The organism is Nocardiopsis sp. NPDC055879 (assembly GCF_053615935.1).
In genome coordinates this window covers 294,999-310,209 of record NZ_JBSHCT010000001.1, presented here as the reverse complement: position 1 = coordinate 310,209, position 15,211 = coordinate 294,999, and the positions used below count along the sequence as shown (strand labels likewise).

Annotated in this window: 12 protein-coding genes; 9 read left to right on the top strand and 3 right to left on the bottom strand. The window is 68.6% G+C overall.

Annotation, left to right across the window (positions count from 1 at the left end; translation table 11 throughout):
• Window positions 1–44 precede the first annotated feature (44 nt).
• Entirely contained in the window at window positions 45–1,277 is a 1,233-nt protein-coding gene (hemW, locus tag ACWGKS_RS01250; protein ID WP_452455883.1) for a radical SAM family heme chaperone HemW, read from the bottom strand.
• Between the two features lie 257 nt (window positions 1,278–1,534).
• Here hemW and ACWGKS_RS01245 point away from each other — a divergent pair, with 257 nt between their 5' ends.
• Window positions 1,535–2,080: a hypothetical protein gene (locus ACWGKS_RS01245; RefSeq protein WP_358512045.1), complete on the top strand. Its 546-nt coding sequence runs from the start codon at window positions 1,535–1,537 to the stop codon at window positions 2,078–2,080.
• Window positions 2,081–2,190: 110 nt separating this feature from the next.
• On the opposite strand, the gene ACWGKS_RS01240 is transcribed toward ACWGKS_RS01245, so the two are convergent.
• Complete coding sequence (locus ACWGKS_RS01240) at window positions 2,191–3,258, bottom strand: LacI family DNA-binding transcriptional regulator (protein ID WP_358512048.1); 1,068 nt, start codon at window positions 3,256–3,258, stop codon at window positions 2,191–2,193.
• A gap of 96 nt (window positions 3,259–3,354) precedes the next feature.
• Between ACWGKS_RS01240 and ACWGKS_RS01235 the strand changes: the two genes are divergently transcribed.
• The 5 genes from ACWGKS_RS01235 (at window position 3,355) to ACWGKS_RS01215 (ending at window position 10,316) form a co-directional block, all read left to right on the top strand.
• Window positions 3,355–4,956, top strand: a complete 1,602-nt coding sequence (locus tag ACWGKS_RS01235) for a glycoside hydrolase family 13 protein (RefSeq protein ID WP_358512051.1) — start codon at window positions 3,355–3,357, stop codon at window positions 4,954–4,956.
• Between the two features lie 142 nt (window positions 4,957–5,098).
• Window positions 5,099–6,331 carry a sugar ABC transporter substrate-binding protein gene (locus tag ACWGKS_RS01230; RefSeq protein ID WP_358512054.1) on the top strand — a complete coding sequence of 411 codons (1,233 nt, stop codon included), beginning with the start codon at window positions 5,099–5,101 and terminating at the stop codon, window positions 6,329–6,331.
• Between the two features lie 216 nt (window positions 6,332–6,547).
• On the top strand, window positions 6,548–7,798 hold the full coding sequence (locus tag ACWGKS_RS01225; protein WP_358512056.1) for a sugar ABC transporter substrate-binding protein: 1,251 nt from the start codon (window positions 6,548–6,550) through the stop codon (window positions 7,796–7,798).
• A gap of 2 nt (window positions 7,799–7,800) precedes the next feature.
• A complete protein-coding gene (locus ACWGKS_RS01220) occupies window positions 7,801–9,417 on the top strand; it encodes an ABC transporter permease subunit (protein ID WP_358512059.1) in 1,617 nt (538 codons plus the stop codon).
• The gene (locus tag ACWGKS_RS01215; RefSeq protein ID WP_358512062.1) at window positions 9,414–10,316 is read left to right on the top strand and encodes a sugar ABC transporter permease; all 903 of its coding nucleotides are present in this window, start codon (window positions 9,414–9,416) and stop codon (window positions 10,314–10,316) included. Before ACWGKS_RS01220 ends, ACWGKS_RS01215 begins: the two co-directional genes overlap by 4 nt.
• A 94-nt stretch (window positions 10,317–10,410) precedes the next feature.
• On the opposite strand, the gene lepA is transcribed toward ACWGKS_RS01215, so the two are convergent.
• Window positions 10,411–12,249: a translation elongation factor 4 gene (gene lepA / locus ACWGKS_RS01210; RefSeq protein WP_358512065.1), complete on the bottom strand. Its 1,839-nt coding sequence runs from the start codon at window positions 12,247–12,249 to the stop codon at window positions 10,411–10,413.
• A gap of 232 nt (window positions 12,250–12,481) precedes the next feature.
• Between lepA and ACWGKS_RS01205 the strand changes: the two genes are divergently transcribed.
• The 3 genes from ACWGKS_RS01205 to ACWGKS_RS01195 all read left to right on the top strand — a co-directional run bounded on the left by ACWGKS_RS01205 (window position 12,482) and on the right by ACWGKS_RS01195 (window position 15,209).
• Window positions 12,482–13,462 carry a hypothetical protein gene (locus ACWGKS_RS01205; RefSeq protein WP_358512068.1) on the top strand — a complete coding sequence of 327 codons (981 nt, stop codon included), beginning with the start codon at window positions 12,482–12,484 and terminating at the stop codon, window positions 13,460–13,462.
• 208 nt (window positions 13,463–13,670) lie between these two features.
• On the top strand, window positions 13,671–13,940 hold the full coding sequence (rpsT, locus tag ACWGKS_RS01200) for a 30S ribosomal protein S20 (RefSeq protein WP_067605805.1): 270 nt from the start codon (window positions 13,671–13,673) through the stop codon (window positions 13,938–13,940).
• 153 nt (window positions 13,941–14,093) lie between these two features.
• Window positions 14,094–15,209 (top strand): helix-hairpin-helix domain-containing protein, encoded by a 1,116-nt coding sequence (locus ACWGKS_RS01195; RefSeq protein WP_358512071.1) that lies wholly within the window; start codon window positions 14,094–14,096, stop codon window positions 15,207–15,209.
• The last annotated feature ends 2 nt before the right edge of the window (window positions 15,210–15,211 follow it).

Sequence of the window (15,211 nt, the reverse complement as noted above, 5' to 3'; positions counted from 1 at the left end):
CGGGCCCCTTCGTCGTGTCCGGGTCGCGCGTTCGCCGGCGCGACTCAGGTGAGGTCGCGCACGACCGCGTCGGCGAGCAGACGGCCTCGGCGGGTCAGGGCGGCGTATCCGCGGGCGTGGGCTCCGGGTTCCAGCAGCCCCTCCCCCACCAGGCGTTCGGCGGTGGTCAGACCGGAGGCGTCGAGCAGCTCCAGGGGGCAGCCCTGTTCCATCCGTAGTTCGAGCAGGACGCGTTCGAAGCGGCGTTCGTCCTCGGTGAGGATCTCCCTGGCCTGTGCCGGCGTCTCCCGGGCGGCCAGGCGCGCGGCGTAGGCGGCCGGGTGCTTGACGTTCCACCAGCGGGTTCCACCGACGTGGCTGTGCGCGCCGGGGCCCACGCCCCACCAGTGCCCACCGGTCCAGTACAGCGAGTTGTGCGCGCTGCGGCCCTCGGGCGCGCGTGCCCAGTTGGAAACCTCGTAGGGGGTGTATCCGGCGGCGGCCAGGGCCTGGTCGGCCATGAGGTAGCGGTCGGCCATGGTGTCGTCGTCGGGTTCGGTGAGTTCGCCGCGGCGCACCCGGGCGGCCAGCCGGGTGCCCTCCTCGACGATGAGCGAGTAGGCGGAGACGTGATCGGGGCCCGCGCCGATCGCGGCCTCCAAGGACCCCGCCCAGTCGTCGTCGCTCTCACTCGGGGTGCCATAGATCAGGTCGAGGTTGACGTGCTCGAACCCGGCCTCACGTGCCCAGGCCACGCACTGTTCGGGCCGTCCGGGCGTGTGGCCTCGCTCCAGGACGCGCAGGACGTGCGGGCGGGCGCTCTGCATACCGAAGGAGACCCGGCTGAAGCCGGCCTCGCGTAGGCGGCGCAGGTAGTCGAGGGTGACCGTCTCCGGGTTGGCCTCGGTGGTGACCTCGACGTCGGGGGTGAGACCGAAGCGGTCCCTGATGGCGGCCAGCACGCTCCCCAGGTCCTCGGCGGGCAGCAGGGTGGGCGTGCCGCCTCCGATGAACACGGTGCTCACCGGGGGGCGCTCGCCGGTCAGGACCTTGTCGGCGAGGTCGATCTCGGCGATGGCCTGTTCGGCGTAGGTCTCGCGGGAGGAGGTGGCGGTGCCGTCCCGGGAGACGAGTTCCTCGGCGGTGTAGGTGTTGAAGTCGCAGTAGCCACATCGGGTGACGCAGAAGGGCACGTGGACGTAGAACCCGAGGGGCCGGTCGCCGAGTTCGGCGAGGGAGTGCGCGGGAAGCTCCCCGGTGCGGGGCACCGGTTCGCCGTCGAGGGCTACGGAAGGCATGTTCCCAGTGTCGCCGACGGGGCGGGGTGGGCGGGCACGGTCGCGGCCCGGCTGTGGCGGAGAGCTCGCGACATCGAGAGCTCGGACACATACCGACCGGTCGCGGACGTGCGCGGGGGCGGTGATCCGGGGCTTTCCCGGAACGCCCGCCGAGGTGGGACCTTCGTCCTTGGCGGCCATTACCACCGGGCCTCGAAAGGCGCTCGTACAAGGGGTTGTCTTGGAGGTGACACAACAGTTCGGCGAGAGGACACACGATGTCCGACCACACGACCACCCCCCGGAGCGCGCCGATGGAGGGGCGATCCCTCATCGGGTCCCGCGCGGCCCGTTACGTCTTCGCCGTCACCCGGATCTCGATCGGCTGGGTGTTCCTGTGGGCCTTCTTCGACAAACTGCTGGGGCTGGGGTTCGCCACCCCCGCCGAAGCCGCCTGGATCAACGGGGCGAGCCCCACCGAAGGGTTCCTCACCAACGCGGTCGATGGTCCCTTCGCCGGAGCGTTCGGCTCGATCGCCGGGACTTTCTGGGCGGACCCGCTGTTCATGGCGGGGCTGCTGGGCATCGGAGCCGCCCTGGTCCTGGGCATCGGTGAGAGGATCGCCGCCGCCACGGGCGCGTTGATGATGATCCTGATGTGGGCGGCGGTGCTGCCCTTGGAGACCAACCCGTTCATGGACGACCACATCGTCTACGCCCTGGTGCTGGTGGGCCTGGCGTGCGTGCGGTCGGCCGAAACCCTCGGGCTGGGTCGCTGGTGGGGTTCCACCGCCCTGGTCCGCGGGTTCCCCGCCCTGCGGTGACCCGAGCTCCCGTCCCGCGGTGGGTGCGGGACGGGAAACGGGGGTGCGTGCGCGCGGCACGCACCCCCCTTTTCGTGTTCGTGTCTCTTCGTGTTCGGGCGCCCGGCCGGTCAGTGGCCCTGGGCGGCGACCCTGGGTTGGTGTCGGGAGGGCGCCGCGACGGTGTGGGAGGGGGCGGCCGGTACCGCGGTGGTGGAGCCGCGCACGACCAGTTCGGGGTCGAAGACGTACTCGGCGTGGGAGACGGGGTGTCCGGCGATCTCGTCGCACAGGGCTCGCACGGCGGCCATCGCCATGGCGTTGATCGGCTGCCGGACGGTGGTCAGGGGCGGGTCGGTGAAGGCGATGAGCTGGGAGTCGTCGTAGCCGACCACGGAGAAGTCCTGGGGGACGCGCAGACCGCGCTGGCGGGCGGCGCGGATGGCGCCCAGCGCCATGATGTCGGATCCGCAGACCATGGCGGTGACACCGCGTTCGATGAGGCGGTTCGCGGCGGCGTGCCCACCCTCGACCCCGAACAGGGAGAGTTCGACGAGGTCGTCGGCGTCCAGGCCGTGTTCGGTCAGCGCCTGGTGGAAGCCCTCCAGCTTGCGGTGGACCGGGACGTAGCGCTCGGGTCCGCTGGTGAAGCCGATGCGGGTGTGGCCGAGGGCGACCAGGTGGTTGACGGCCAGACGGCCGGCCTCACGGTCGTCGGCGGAGATGAACGCCGCGGGGATGGCGTCGGAGTAGCCGTTGACCAGCACGATCGGCAACCGTCTGGCGACCAGGGCGTGGTAGCGCTCGTGCGAGGCGGAGGTGTCGGCGTGCTTGCCCGAGACGAAGAGGATGCCGGAGACGTTGCGCTCCAGGAGCAGCTCGACGTATTCGTCCTCGGATATTCCGCCGGGGGTCTGGGTGCACAACACCGGGGTGTAGCCACGCTGGGCGAGGGCTCCCTCCGCGGCCTGGGCGAACATCGGGAAGACCGGGTTGTCGAGCTCGGGGATCACCATGCCGACCAACCCGGCGGAGCGTTGTCGCAGCCGCGCCGGACGCTCGTATCCAAGGACGTCGAGGGCGGTCAGGACGGCTTTTCGGGTGTCGCCGCCGACGCCGGGCTTGTCGTTCAGCACCCGCGAGACGGTCGCCTCGCTGACGCCTGCGTGCCGCGCGATGTCGGCAAGTCGTGGACCCATAACGACAACTCTAGTCGAGATCGGCGTCACATGGCAGAAAGTTGACGGTAATCTTGCGCAAGAACTTGCAGCCACTCTTACGGAAGGACCCCGCTGATGCAGCACGAGGCGCACTGGTGGCGTGAAGCAGCCATTTACCAGATCTATGTGCGCAGCTTCGCCGACTCCAACGGGGACGGAGAGGGTGACCTGGCGGGGATCCGCGAGCGTCTCCCCCACCTGGCGGAGTTGGGCGTCGACGCGATCTGGTTGACCCCGTTCTACGTCTCACCGCTCGCCGACGGCGGATACGACGTCGCCGACTATCGTGACGTCGACCCACGATTCGGTACCCTCGACGACTTCGACGCCCTGCTCAAGGACGCCCACGAACAGGGCATCCGTCTGATCATCGACGTCGTCCCCAACCACTCCTCCTCGGAGCACGCGTGGTTCCGCGAGGCCGTGGCCGCCGAGCCGGGCGACCCGGCTCGCGCGCGCTACATCTTCCGGGACGGCAAGGGCGCCGACGGCGAGGAGCCGCCGAACAACTGGAAGTCGATCTTCGGTGGTCCGGCCTGGACCCGCCTCACCCGCCCCGACGGCACCCCCGAACAGTGGTACCTGCACCTGTTCGACCCCGGTCAGCCCGACTTCGACTGGACCCACCAGGAGGTGCACGACGAGTTCGACGACGTCCTGCGCTTCTGGTTGGACCGTGGGGTGGACGGCTTCCGGATCGACGTCGCGCACGGCATGGTCAAGGACCCGGCCCTGCCCGACATCGACCCCGACGCCAAGGCCGACATGCTCGACGGCAGCACCTCGCTGCCGTACTTCGACCAGGACGGCGTGCACGAGATCTACCGTCGTTGGTCGCGGATCGCGTCCACCTACGAGGGCGACCGCGCCCTGGTGGCGGAGGCCTGGGTCGAGGACTCGAACCGGATCGCGCGCTACCTGCGTCCGGACGAGCTGCACCAGGCGTTCAACTTCGAGTACCTGACCGCCCCCTGGGACGCGGCCCGGCTGCGCGAGGTGATCGACGGTTCCCTGAAGGCCAACGGGGCCGTGGGCGCCACCACCACCTGGGTGCTGTCCAACCACGACGTCGTCCGGCACGTGACCCGCTTCGGCGACGGCGAGCAGGGCCTGCGTCGTGCGCGCGCGGCGACGCTGCTCATGCTCGGCCTGCCCGGTTCCGCGTACATCTACCAGGGCGAGGAGCTGGGCCTTTCGGAGGTCACCGACCTGCCCGAGGAAGCGTTGCAGGACCCCAACTGGGAGCGTTCGGGTCGTACCGAGCGCGGCCGTGACGGGTGCCGTGTGCCGCTGCCCTGGGAGGGCGAGGAGGCGCCGTTCGGGTTCGGTCCCGAGGGTTCCATCCCGTGGCTGCCCATGCCCGAGCGTTGGGCCGGGTCGACCCGGGCCGACCAGAGCGGCGTGGAGGGCTCCACCCTGGAGCTGTACAAGACCGCGCTGCGGCTGCGTCGGGAGCTGGACGCCCTGGGCGACGGCTCCATGAACTGGCTGGAGTCGCCCGAGGGTGTCCTTTGCTTCGAGCGCGAGCCCGGTGTTCGGGTGGCCGTGAACATGACCGAGGCGCCGGTGGAGCTGTCCGCCTCCGGTGAGGTCCTGGTCGCCAGTGGCCCGGGTGTCGAGGTGTCCGAGGGCACCTTGACGCTGCCCGCCGAGAGCTCGGCCTGGCTGAGCGTCTGACCACCGACGCCGGGCGGCCCTCGTCCCGGACCGCCCGGCGTCACCCCCTGTTTCACCCCTGCTTCACCCCCAGATCCCCTGATGCGGGGCCACCCCTTCCGTGTGTCCACGGTCCCCGCCGGCTCTTCCTTTGGAGTGCATCATGAGGAAACTTCCTCTCTCACTGTGCGCGGGCACGCTGGCGTTGACCCTGGTCGCGTGTTCGGGCGCGGAGGAGGTCGACGACTACTCGTCGATCCCCTTGACCATCTGGGCCGACGAGGACCGTGCGCAGGCCATGCGGACCTTCGCGGAGGCCTTCTCCCGTGACGTCAACCAGGAGGTGGAGGTGATCGTGATCGACCACGAGGAGCTGCGCGCCAGCTTCCTGAGTTCGCACGCCACCGGCCTGGGCCCGGACCTCCTGGTCGGCCCCCATGACTGGACGGGTGAACTGGCCGCGGCGGAGTCGATCGTTCCGGTGGGGCTGGACCCCTCCCGGTCCGACCTGTTCTCACCGGGCGCCTTGGAGGCGGTCGGTTACGACGGCGAGGTGTACGGGGTTCCGTACGCCACCGAGAACCTGGGGCTGTTCCGCAACACGGACCTGGTCCCGGAGGCACCGGAGTCGATCGAGGACATGGCCCGGATCGGGAAGGACCTCGTGGACGCGGGGTCGGTCGATCAGGCGTTGAGTCTGCAGGTCGGCGAGGAGGGCGACGCCTACCACATCCACCCGTTCTTCACCTCGGCCGGTGGCTACCTGTTCGGCGAGGACGAATCGGGCGACCCGGACCCCACCGAGTTGGGGGTGGCGGCGCCCGAGTCGATCGCGGCCTTCGAGAAGTTGGCCGAACTCGGCGAGGACGGTTCGGGGTTGCTCGATCGCGACACCACCGCCGACAACGCCACCGACCTGTTCGCCACGGGCGCGGCCCCCTTCCTGGTCAGCGGCCCCTGGAGCGTCTCCACCATCGAGACGAACGGGATCCCGTTCGAGGTGAGCCCGATCCCCGGGTTCGCCGACGGCGCCGAGGCGCGCTCCCTGATCGGTGTGCAGACGTTCTTCGTGGCCTCCGGCGCGGCCGAGCCGACGTTGGCCCAGGAGTTGGCCGAGGCCTTCCTCGCCGACCCCGAGCTGTCGGTGATCCTGTACGAGTCCGACCCCCGTGTGCCCGCGCTGGACGCGGCGATGGAGATGGTGGCCGGCCAGGACCCCCACATGGAGGCGTTCCAACGGGCCGGGGAGGGCGGCATCCCCATGCCCGCGATCCCGGAGATGGAGGCCGTGTGGAACCCGTTCTCCCAGGCGACCGCGGACATCATCGGTGGAGCCGACCCGGCGGATGCGCTGACCGAGGCCGAACAACTGATCCTGGAGAGCTTCAGCCCCTGACCCGGGCCCTCGAACGAGCACCGGTTCATGCACTCCCAGTGACCATCACCCGACTGTTTCCAGGGTGTATCCACATCTTTATCCCCAGAGTTTGCAAGGACTTTCATGTCCTGCAAGTTATTGCTAACGTCACATCATCAAGCATGCCCGCAACGGACCCGCAACCTCCAGAACCGCATGCATGCCCTCCGTCAGTCCTCTTGGAAGGAAGACACCATGAGATCTCGAAGCGCGTCAGCGGTCGCAGGCATCGCCGCGATCGCCTTGATGGCGACCGCGTGTGGCAGCGACGGCGACACCGGCGGCGGTGAGGAGGGCTCCGCAGAGGGCACCCTCGTCATCTGGTCCGACCCCGAGCGCGCCGACGCCATCCAGAGCGCCGCCGCCGAATTCGCCGAGGCCAACGGCATCGAGGTCGACGTCCAGAACGTCTCCTTCGACGACATCCAGGGCGACATCGTCAACGCCCACCAGGCGGGCAACGCCCCCGACGTCTTCATCGGCGCCCACGACTGGACCGGCAACCTGCTGCGCAACGGCACCGTCCAGCCGATCGAGCTGCCCACCGACCGCGCCGAGGCGCTGGACGAGACCGCCGTGGAGGCCATGACCCTGGAGGGTCAGCTCCTGGGCGTTCCCTACGCGCAGGAGAACATCTTCCTCATGCGCAACACCGAGTTGGCTCCGGACGCCCCGGAGACCTTCGAGGAGCTCGTCGAGGTCGGCACCGACCTCAAGGACGACGGTGAGACCAGCGAGGTCCTGGCGATGGCGGTCGGCCAGGAGGGCGACCCCTTCCGCATGAACGCCCTGATGACCTCGGCCGGCGGCTACCTGTTCGGGCAGGACGACAACGGCGACTGGGACCCCGAGGACCTCGGCATCGGCTCCGACGAGACGATCGAGGCCATGGAGAAGATCGCCGAGTACGGCGAGGAGGGCGAAGGGGTGCTGCGCCGCTCCATCGACCTGGAGAACGAGGCCTCCCTGTTCTTCGACGGCGAAGCCCCGTTCTTCGTCGCCGGCCCTTGGAACGTCAGTGACGCCAACACCTCCGACATCGACTACGAGATCAGCGCCATCCCCGGTTTCGACGGGCTCGACCCCGCCAGCCCCTACATCGGCTACCAGGGCTTCTTCGTGACCGAGGGCAGCGCCAACAGCGCGCTGGCCGAGGAGTTCGTGGTCAACTACGTCACCGACTCCGACTTCATCCAGACGCTCTACGACGCCGACCCGCGCACCCCGGTGCAGAGCGAGGCCCTGGAGGCCGTCTCCGAAGAGGACCCGAACATCGCGCTGATGGCCGAGACCGGTGAGAACGGCATGCCGATGCCGAACATCCCCGAGATGGGTGAGACCTGGGAGCCCCTGGGTGTGGCCCAGGCCCAGATCATCAGTGGCGCGGACCCCCGTGAGGCCCTGGAGACCGCCCACGAAGCCGTCGCCGAGCGGATCGGCCGGTAACCGTGGCGGCAGACCGTTCCGGCGACGCGGGCGCCTCCTCCAAGGGGGCGCCCGCGGGCCGCAAAAGCCCGAGAGGCCCACTGGCGGGCGGCTCCCTCGGCGGCCAGATCATGAAGATCCTCCTATTGGGTCTCTTCACCGCCCTCGGCGTATGGGCGGTCCTGCCCCTGTACCTCGCGGGTGTGTGGTGGGGAATCGGTCTGGTCGTGGCCGTGGTGGCCCTCGTCTACTGGGTCTACTTCTCCAAGCGCACCGTCCCGGCCAAGTACCTCGTGCCGGGTGTGCTCTTCCTGATGGCCTTCCAGATCTTCCCGGTGCTCTACACGATGAGCACCTCGCTCACCAACATGAGCGATGGTCACCGGGGTTCCAAGGACCAGGCGATCGCGTCCATCGAGGCGTTCTCGGTGACCCGCGACGCCGACTCCCGTGAGTTCGTCCTCACCGTGGCCGCCAACGGCGACCCCGAGACCGGTGAACTGGTCTTCCTCCTCAGCGACGGCGAGGGTGGAACCTACGCCGGCACCGAGGAGGGGCTGAGCGACCTGGTCGGCGCCCAGGTAGACGACTCGGGCAAGATCACCGACACCATCGGCTACACCGTCCTGACGCCCGCCCAGGTGAACTCGCGCAGCGACGAGATGCAGGAGTTCGCCGTCCCCACCGACGAGGGCGCGGGCATCCGTTCCAGCGGCCTGTCCAGTGCCTTCGAGGGCAACGCCGTTCGCGTCTACGACGAGTCCTGCGACTGCATCGAGGACACCGAGACCGGCGTCGTCTACCACGCGGACGACGAGCGCGGCGCGTTCTACGACGAGGACGGTCAGCGCCTTCCCCAGGGGTGGCAGGTCGGGGTGGGACTGGACAACTTCCTCCGGTTCCTGTTCAACCCGACCTTCGCTTCCTCCTTCTTCGGCACCCTGGTGTGGAACATCGTGTTCGCCGTCACGGTCACCTTCCTGGTGTTCGTGGTCGGCCTGGCGGTGGCCCTGACCCTGCACGTGCCCAAGATGCGCGGCAAGGTGGTCTACCGAATCCTGGTCGTGTTGCCCTACGCCATGAGTTCGCTGGCCATGTACCTGCTGTGGCGGGACATGTTCAACGCCGACTTCGGCCTGTTCAACCGCATGCTCGGGTTGCAGGTGGACTGGTTGGGCGACGTGTGGGCGGCACGGTTCGCGGTGATCCTGGCCAACGTGTGGCTGGGCTACCCGTACATGTTCCTGGTCGCCACCGGAGCGTTGCAGGCCATCCCCCGGGAACTGGGCCAGGCGGCGCAGCTGGACGGGGCGGGGCCCTGGCAGGCCTTCAGACACGTCACCCTGCCGCTGCTGATGGTCGCGATGACCCCGATCCTCATCTCCACGTTCGCGTTCAACTTCAACAACTTCAACGCGGTGTGGCTGATCACCAGGGGTGGGCCGTTCGGTTCGGAGGGCACCACCGCGGGTGGCGCCACCGACCTGCTCATCACCTACACGTACAGGCTGGCCTTCAGTGAGGCCACCGCGCAGTACGGCTACGCGGCGGCGTTGTCGGTGATGATCTTCCTGATCGTCTCGGTGATGTCCGTGGTCACCCTGAGTCGGACCAAGGCCCTGCAGGAGGTGGAGCGATGAGCGTCTCCGAAGTCGCCGCCAGGCCCGTCTACCGGCGCAGTCCGAGCGCCCGGTTCACCCTGTGGGCCGGTCGGCTGGGTTGGCGTCACGCCGTCATGTGGGTGATCGCGGCGTTCGCGATCTTCCCCGTGTTGTTCGTGGTATCGGCCGCGATCAACCCGCTCGGTACCCTGAGCAGTTCCCAGTTGTGGCCGACGGGCGCCAGCCTGTCCAATGCCATGGAGCTGTTCCGCAACACCCCGTTCACCACCTGGTACGCGAACTCACTGTTCTTCGCGCTCACCAACGCGGCGGTCACCGTGCTGCTGTCGGCGCTGGCGGCCTACGCCTTCAGCCGGATGCGGTTCAAGGGCCGTCGGGTGGGGCTGATCGGGCTTCTGGTCATCCAGATGTTCCCGCAGTTCCTGGCGATCGTGGCGATCTACCTGATGTTCTCCAACATCGGCGAGCTCTACCCGGCGATCGGCTTCGACACCCGTTGGGGCCTGATGCTGGTGTACCTGGGCGGTGCGCTCAGCATCAACACGTGGTTGATGAAGGGTTTCTTCGACACCGTGCCCAAGGAGCTGGACGAGTCCGCCCAGATGGACGGGGCCACGCACGCCCAGGTGTTCTTCCGGATCATGTTGCCGTTGGTCACCCCGGTGCTGGCGATCGTGGCGCTGCTGGTGTTCATCAACACCATCAACGAGTTCCTGTTGGCCAGCGTGTTCCTGCGGGACACCGACTCCCAGACCCTGGGCCTGGGGCTGTACCAACTGGTGGACTCCCAGCGCAACGCCAACTTCGGCATGTTCGCGGTGGGCGCCATCATGCTGTCCCTGCCCACCCTGGCGGTGTTCTGGTTCCTCCAGCGCTACATCAGCGAGGGCCTGACCTCGGGAGCGGTCAAGGGCTAGCGGTCACGAACGACACCTCGTTCATCGACGAAGGGCGGTGGGGACTCCCCCACCGCCCTTCGTCGTCGCCCGCCGGCCGAAGCCGGACGGACCACTACTTCTTCTTCTTGTCCTCGGGGGCCGACTCCGTGGACAGCGCGGTGATGAAGGCCTCCTGGGGCACCTCGACCCGGCCGACCATCTTCATCCGCTTCTTGCCCTCCTTCTGCTTCTCCAACAGCTTGCGCTTACGGCTGATGTCGCCGCCGTAGCACTTGGAGAGCACGTCCTTGCGGATCGCGCGAATGTTCTCGCGGGCGATGACCCGGGCGCCGATGGCCGCCTGGACCGGGACCTCGAACTGCTGCCTGGGGATGAGTTCGCGCAGCTTCTTGGTCATCTCCACGCCGTAGGCGTAGGACTTCTCCTTGTGCACGATCGCGGAGAAGGCGTCCACCGGCTCACCCTGCAGGAGGATGTCGACCTTGACCAGGTCGGCCACCTGCTCGCCGATGGGCTCGTAGTCCAGCGAGGCGTACCCCTTGGTGCGGGACTTGAGCGCGTCGAAGAAGTCGAAGACAATCTCGGCCATGGGCAGGATGTAGCGCATCTCCACCCGGTCCTCGGACAGGTAGTCCATGCCCTGTAGCTCGCCGCGGCGCTCCTGGCACAGTTCCATGATCTGACCGATGTGGTCGGAGGGGGTGAGCAGGGTGGCCTTGACCATGGGCTCGTGGATGGAGTCGATCTTGCCGTCGGGGAACTCGCTGGGGTTGGTCACCACGTGCTCGGTGCCGTCCTCCATCTCCACCCGGTAGATGACGTTGGGGGCGGTGGAGATCAGGTCCAGGTTGAACTCGCGCTCCAGGCGGGCGCGGGTGATCTCCAGGTGGAGCAGACCCAGGAAACCGCAGCGGAAACCGAAGCCGAGGGCGGCCGAGGTCTCCGGTTCGAAGTTCAGGGCGGCGTCGTTGAGCTGGAGCTTCTCCAGGGCGTCGCGCAGCACCGGGTAGTCGGTGCCGTCGATCGGGTACAGCCCGGAGAACACCATGGGCTTGGGTTCCTGGTACCCGGCGAGCATCTCCGTGGCGGACCGGTTCAGGGCGGTGATGGTGTCACCGACCTTGGACTGGCGCACGTCCTTCACGCCGGTGATGATGTAGCCGACCTCGCCCACTCCGAGGCCACCGGACTTTTGGGGCTCCGGCGCGCTGACGCCGATCTCCAGGATCTCGTGGGAGGCCTTGGTGGACATCATCTGGATGCGCTCGCGCGGGCTGAGCTTTCCGTCCACGACCCGCACGTAGGTGACCACGCCGCGGTAGGTGTCGTACACCGAGTCGAAGATCATCGCGCGGGCGGGGGCGTCCGCGTCGCCGACCGGGGCCGGGATCTGGTTGACGATCTCGTTGAGGAGCTCCTCGACGCCCTCACCTGTCTTGGCGCTGACCTTGAGTACCTCGGAGGGCTCGCAGCCGATGATTCCGGCGATCTCCTCGGCGTACTTCTCGGGCTGGGCCGCGGGAAGGTCGATCTTGTTGAGCACCGGGATGATCTGCAGGTCGTTCTCAAGCGCCATGTACAGGTTGGCGAGCGTCTGCGCCTCGATGCCCTGCGCGGCGTCGACCAGCAGGATCGCGCCCTCACAGGCGGCCAGCGAACGCGACACCTCGTAGGTGAAGTCGACGTGGCCGGGGGTGTCGATCAGGTCGAGCGTGTAGGTCTTGTCGTCCAAGGCGGTGAACGGGATCCGCACCGCCTGGGACTTGATGGTGATACCGCGCTCGCGCTCGATGTCCATGCGGTCCAGGTACTGGGCGCGCATCTGGCGGTCCTCGACGACCCCGGTGATCTGGAGCATCCGGTCGGCCAGCGTCGACTTGCCATGGTCGATGTGCGCGATGATGCAGAAGTTGCGAATCAGCGCGGGATCGGTCCAGTTCGGCTGTGCCACCGTGCTCCGTTCAACGGGTTTGGTTCAGGGTCGTGTGCGCCTGTGGGGGCGGTTTCCCGCCTCGGCCGCGGGCACACGGCGTCCTCCATCCTCCCATGACGCGGGCACCGCCCTCACCGGGTGTATCCCGAGGCGGTACGGCAGTATGGGCGCGAGGCGCGGGTGTCGATGTCCAGATTATGCGAACCGACGCCGGGAACGGACCCGGTGGGTGAGAGCGGGTGGCGTAGGGGTGAAGTGGTTTCTGACACGGCTGTTGGCCGGGGTCGCGGCGGTCCTGGTGCTGGTGGTCGCCGCGGGCGCGCTGTTGAGCTTCCAGTTCTCGGGCACGCCGAGCGACGGGGCCGCCTCCCAGGAAACGGACGCGGCCTGGGTGGGTTCGTGGGAGGACACCGGAGCCCTGGCCGAGCTGTTGGACACCGGCGCGGTGAACACCCTGTACGTGTACGCGGGCGACGTGGCCGCCGACGGAACGGTGGAGCGGGTGCCCGACACCGAGGCGCTGCTTTCGTGGCTGGACTCCACCTACCCGCAGGTGCGTCCGCTGGCGTGGTTGCGGCACGTGGAGTCCGGGTCGTCGTTGCTGAGGGACCGTTTCCCCACCGAGGCCCGTGAGACGCTCGCGCCGACTGTCGCCGAGGTGGCGGCGGACGGTTTCGCCGGGCTGCACATGGAGATCCGACCGGTGACGGTGAACGACCCGTCGATCCCCACGCTGATGGCGATGGTGCGGGAGGAGTTGGGCGCGGACCCGGTGCTGTCGGTGCAGGCCCACCACGTGGAACTGCTCCCCGGTGGTCGCGTGGCGTCGTTCGTCGCCGACGGCGAGGAGAAGTACTGGTCCAAGGGGTATCTGGACCAGGTGACCGAACACGCCGACGAGGTCGTGTTGCCGGGGGTGGACGCGAACATGCCGACCGAGGGCATGTACGGCGGATTCATGGTGCGGCAGGTGACCGAGTCCGTGGCGGCTCTGGGTGGGCGCGAGGACCTGACCCTGCGTTTCGGGGTGCCCGCCTACAGCGGTGAGAAGTGGGGGCCCGGCCATGAGAACGAGAACGCGCTGACCGCGATCGCCGCGATCAGGTTGGGGCTTTCCAGGGCGGAGCCGCCCGAGGAACTCACCACGGGTGTGGCGCTCTACCTGGCCGACGAGGCCGAGGAGGCCGATCTGGACGCCTATCGCACGGGGTGGCTGGGACCGATACCGTGACCTCGCGTTCCCGAGGTCCGAGTGGTCCAACGGATACGGCATAATGGAGAGTCCGTGTCTCGGACTTCCACGTTCGAATTCGAGCCCTTCTGGTCTCACACACACCCTGCGTCGGCGCCCACGCGAGCCACTCATGGAACGGCTGCCCATGAGACGAGCCGCCGGATCGATCGGCGCGCAGATCAAAGTTACTGGAGCACGTTTTCGCATGGCGAACATCAAGTCGCAGAAGAAGCGCAACCGGCAGAACGAGAAGGCTCGTCTCCGCAACCAGGCGGTGCGCTCCTCGCTGAAGACCTCCATCCGGAAGTTCCGCGAAGCCGCCGAGGCCGGGGACGTCGAGAAGGCCACCATCCTGCAGCGTGACGCCGCTCGTACCCTGGACAAGGCCACGAGCAAGGGCGTCATCCACAAGAACCAGGCCGCGAACCGCAAGAGCGCGATCGCCAAGCGTCTGGACGCTCTCCGGTCCGCCTAGGGATCAGATAGCACGCGACCTTCAGGGCCCGGTCTCCCCCGAGGAGACCGGGCCCTTCGCGTCCCCGGGTCGCCCGGGCGGGCCACCCGCGAGTTATCCACAGGTTGAGATCACCCGGTGACAGCCGGTGGTGAGCTCCCTAGCGTTGAATCCATGACCGCTTCGCGCCGGTCACGGCGCCGCACTCCCGTCTCGACCCCCGAGGAACGACTCCGCGCACTCGGCTTGGACTCCTCCCCCTCCGCCAGGCGTCTGCGCGCCCGTATCCCGCGTCCACCCGCCGATCCCGCGACCGTCCCCGTGCCCCGGCCGGGCACCGACGTCCCGAGCGCGCCCTACGCGGTGCGCGACACCCGCACCCCCTATCGGCCCGCCGGGCGGGACTGGCCCGAACGCGCCCCGGAGGACGTGCTCACCGTCCCCGCGCCCGCGCCCGTTCCCGGTCCCGGGACAAAGCGGCCCGAGCCCACCCCTTCGACGGACGAGCCCCACACCGGTTCCGGCCCGTGGCGGGACCCCGGCCGCCGTGGACGTTCGGTGCCGGACCGGCCCACCGGAACATCCCGCCCTCCCGCCGGGTACACGGAGTTGGTCCCGGACGAACCCGCGGCGGCCCTGGACCGGATCACCCGGGGCTGGGCCACCGAGGCCGCGTTGTCGCGTCGTTCCCTGGCCGTACTGGTGGTCTTGGGTCTGCTGGCGGTGGGGGTCGCGTTCCTGATGCTGCGCGAACGCCCCGAGGAGGTCGTCGCACCAGAGCTGGTCACCCAGGCGGCGTCCGACGACGCCCCGCCGGCCGCCTCCGGCGCTCCCCCACCGGACGACGACGCCCCGGACGGCGAGGTGGTGGTGCACGTGGGCGGCGAGGTGAACGAACCGGGCCTGTACACGATGCCCGCGGGTTCCCGCGTGGCCGACGCCGTGGAGGAGGCGGGCGGCGCACTTCCCGACGCCGATCTCGACCTGCTCAACCTCGCCCGGACGCTGACCGACGGCGAACGCGTCCTCGTGGGGGTTCCGCAGGAGGAGATACCGGGTGACGGTGGCGCGGCGGCGAGCGGTGGGGAGGGAGCGACGGTGAACATCAACACCGCCGACGAGGAGGAGTTGCGTTCCCTCCCGGGGATCGGGGAGAAGAAGGCGCGCCAGATCATCGACCACCGGGAGTCCATCGGTGGTTCCTTCGCCAGCGTCGAAGACCTGCTCGGGGTGGACGGGATCGCGGAGAAGACCCTGGAGAACCTGCGTCCGCACGTGACGGTGGGGTGAGT

Excerpts from the sequence above, each read along its gene's own strand:
- ACWGKS_RS01235 (WP_358512051.1), top strand. The coding sequence starts at position 3,355 with ATGCAGCACGAGGCGCACTGGTGGCGTGAAGCAGCCATTTACCAGATC.
- ACWGKS_RS01245 (WP_358512045.1), top strand. The coding sequence starts at position 1,535 with ATGTCCGACCACACGACCACCCCCCGGAGCGCGCCGATGGAGGGGCGA.
- ACWGKS_RS01225 (WP_358512056.1), top strand. The coding sequence starts at position 6,548 with ATGAGATCTCGAAGCGCGTCAGCGGTCGCAGGCATCGCCGCGATCGCC.
- rpsT (WP_067605805.1), top strand. The coding sequence starts at position 13,671 with ATGGCGAACATCAAGTCGCAGAAGAAGCGCAACCGGCAGAACGAGAAG.
- ACWGKS_RS01195 (WP_358512071.1), top strand. The coding sequence starts at position 14,094 with ATGACCGCTTCGCGCCGGTCACGGCGCCGCACTCCCGTCTCGACCCCC.
- hemW (WP_452455883.1), bottom strand. The coding sequence starts at position 1,277 with ATGCCTTCCGTAGCCCTCGACGGCGAACCGGTGCCCCGCACCGGGGAG.
- ACWGKS_RS01240 (WP_358512048.1), bottom strand. The coding sequence starts at position 3,258 with ATGGGTCCACGACTTGCCGACATCGCGCGGCACGCAGGCGTCAGCGAG.
- ACWGKS_RS01230 (WP_358512054.1), top strand. The coding sequence starts at position 5,099 with ATGAGGAAACTTCCTCTCTCACTGTGCGCGGGCACGCTGGCGTTGACC.
- ACWGKS_RS01215 (WP_358512062.1), top strand. The coding sequence starts at position 9,414 with ATGAGCGTCTCCGAAGTCGCCGCCAGGCCCGTCTACCGGCGCAGTCCG.